This window comes from Carboxylicivirga litoralis (genome assembly GCF_025499605.1).
GTDB lineage: Bacteria > Bacteroidota > Bacteroidia > Bacteroidales > Marinilabiliaceae > Carboxylicivirga > Carboxylicivirga litoralis.
In genome coordinates this window covers 1-2,448 of the sequence record NZ_JAFMVC010000073.1, presented here as the reverse complement: position 1 = coordinate 2,448, position 2,448 = coordinate 1, and the positions used below count along the sequence as shown (strand labels likewise).

At 29.9% G+C, this 2,448-nt stretch carries 3 protein-coding genes; all 3 read right to left on the bottom strand.

Annotation, left to right across the window (positions count from 1 at the left end; translation table 11 throughout):
• On the bottom strand, positions 1–678 hold a 678-nt coding region (locus J1N10_RS20660; protein ID WP_262328628.1), incomplete at its 3' end, for an AAA family ATPase.
• Positions 668–1,231: an ABC-three component system middle component 1 gene (locus J1N10_RS20655; protein ID WP_262328627.1), complete on the bottom strand. Its 564-nt coding sequence runs from the start codon at positions 1,229–1,231 to the stop codon at positions 668–670. The genes J1N10_RS20660 and J1N10_RS20655, both read right to left, overlap by 11 nt.
• On the bottom strand, positions 1,209–2,448 hold a 1,240-nt coding region (locus tag J1N10_RS20650), incomplete at its 5' end, for an ABC-three component system protein (RefSeq protein WP_262328626.1). The genes J1N10_RS20650 and J1N10_RS20655, both read right to left, overlap by 23 nt.

The following is a 2,448-nucleotide window of genomic DNA, read 5'->3' as shown; positions in this document are numbered from 1 at the left end:
AATTTTTTCATTAACTTTCTTTAAAACATCTTTATCAACTTCAAAATCGATTTCTTTTTGAACCCATAATAAGGATTCTTTTAAGCTGTTAATCTCAGCCTCGTTGACGGATAATAGATTTACAATTTTTTTATAGTAATCTCCAGTCTCCGTATCACCGAAATAAGTCATAAATTTCTCATAACGTTCTTTCGGGTCATCAACTTTAAGAAAAGCGTCAATCCATTCTTGAGATAAGATTACCGTTTGAAAATATTTATTTTTTACCTTATTGTCATCAAAGTGAAAATCTTTGCTTCTTTTTGTTTTTGCAGAAGGAACTTTATTTATAATTGGTTTATCAGACTTTGTGGTATATAAACGTACTTCTGAGGGTATGTTATCGTCAGTAACATATCGGTTTCGCAATATTTTCTGACCACCATTACCTTTCCTTAATGCTCGCTCGTTAGTTGCAATATCTTTAGGTAATTTATTTTTAAGAAAGCGGTCGATACTATTTGTTATACCATATTCAACAGCATCATAAAATGAAGTTTTACCAAAGCCATTAGGAGCACATATTGAAACAAAATCGGCAATATTTCCTTTTTCCCCTTCGACTTCAAAATCGAATGTGCCATCTTCGACTTTTTGATATGCCCTGAATGCTTGTATTTCTACTTTCCTAAATTTCATCTCTTAACGATTTTTCAATTTGCTTTAAAATGGATTTTGAATACTCTGCATAGTCGCTTTTTTTAGATGGAGATTCAAACATATTTATTGCATTATCAATTAATGAATTTCTTATAATGCTTGATTTTTCTGGGCTTTCAACTATTTTTAAAATATCCTCATTTGTAATGTGATTCCTCACAATATTGAGAATATTGTCATTATCTAATTCACTCGGATAATCTTCCAAAACTATTTTCCGACTACTAAATTTATTGTTTTCTATTTCATATTTGAGTTCCTTATTTGCTTCTTTTGATAGGTAGAATACATAAAAATTCCACTTCGAGAACTCATCTTTTTTCAAGGTAAGTAATTCAGCAGATATAAAACTATTGAAGTTTTTCCACTGTGTTGTCATAGTCTCAAAATCCTTAAATTCGACAATAGCAACAAGAATGTTACCACCCCAACATATTTCACCAATAGATAGGTAATTTATAGGGAAAGCTTCTTCTATATTCTCAAATAAATTTGAATTATCTATTTCTTTATAAGATGTTTCTTGTTTCATTTTTTAAAATCTCTTTTATGTTTGTCCCTGAAGCATTTAAAAAAGCATCTGCATTTCTAATAATATGATCTTGAAATTTATATATATTAATTAATCTCAAGTCTCTAAATGGGTCTTGTATTGTATTACTAATATTCATATCATCCCTAGGAACTGCGATATTAAACTCTAACACATCAGAAGAAACTTCCACTAAACTTGTTGATTTTTCTCTTGTTGCACATACAATAACACTTCCTCCTTTTTCTACATCTGATAAATCAGACCTATAAATATCTTCTAATCTTTTAGTCCATTTATCAGTATCAACTAAAATTAGCCTTCGTTTTTTGCTTAAATCTTTTAGTTCATCGTATGTTAGTTTATTATCAGTATGTAATTGGTTTATTGTTGTTAATTCTAAAAACGAAACCCATAAAGCTTTGTGGTTAATAAGAGAAGGATTACAATTATGTACCAGTAAAGAATCCCCAAATAACTCTAATATTTTTTCGGGGCTAAAATCAGCACATAAATTACTTGCAATATTAAGTAGCTGATTATGTATCAAATCTTTCTTTGCAAGAAAATTATCTAGTTCAAAAATCTCCTTAGTTAAGTTTGAAAAAGAAACAATATATGGTGGATATAATGGCGAAAGTTCAATTGGATTACTGTTTATAATCTCATCAAAGAATGATAACGGAGCAAATTCAATTCTTCCTAAAGATTCAGTATCATCTGTAGTTGTCATTTTCTTTTGAATCCCGGCTAATAAAAAACAACTATCCTCAATTTTAATAATTCCACCTCCTGACTGCCCAATTACTTCATGATGTAAAGCTGGAACTCCAAGAGTTGCTTCTATATAACCATATTCTTTTGGCTGAGTTAATTCGAGCTTATTGTCCCGAAATGAATAATCATTATCGATTCTTGATAGAGGGTGTCCAGATAGAAAATATTTTTCAGAATTATATTCTAAAGAGTCGTCCCTTAACAGGGACTCAATGTCACTAACTCTTTTAACTTTAAAAATAGCAGCGTCTTTATTGGTATCTTCATGTATAAATGGAGAACCAATTATTTCAAGTTTTTCCGGAATTACATCATGTGCATCGTTCAGCGTTTGCCTTGTTATTTTATTATTGTCTTCTAAAACATGTTTTGCAGTTAAAACATAACTATAATCATCACTAGCTGGTTGAAATAAACAACCGCTTCCGGAATTTACAATA

Bases quoted from the DNA above. Each gene is read 5' to 3' on its own strand.
- J1N10_RS20655 (WP_262328627.1), bottom strand. From the start codon at position 1,231: ATGAAACAAGAAACATCTTATAAAGAAATAGATAATTCAAATTTATTT.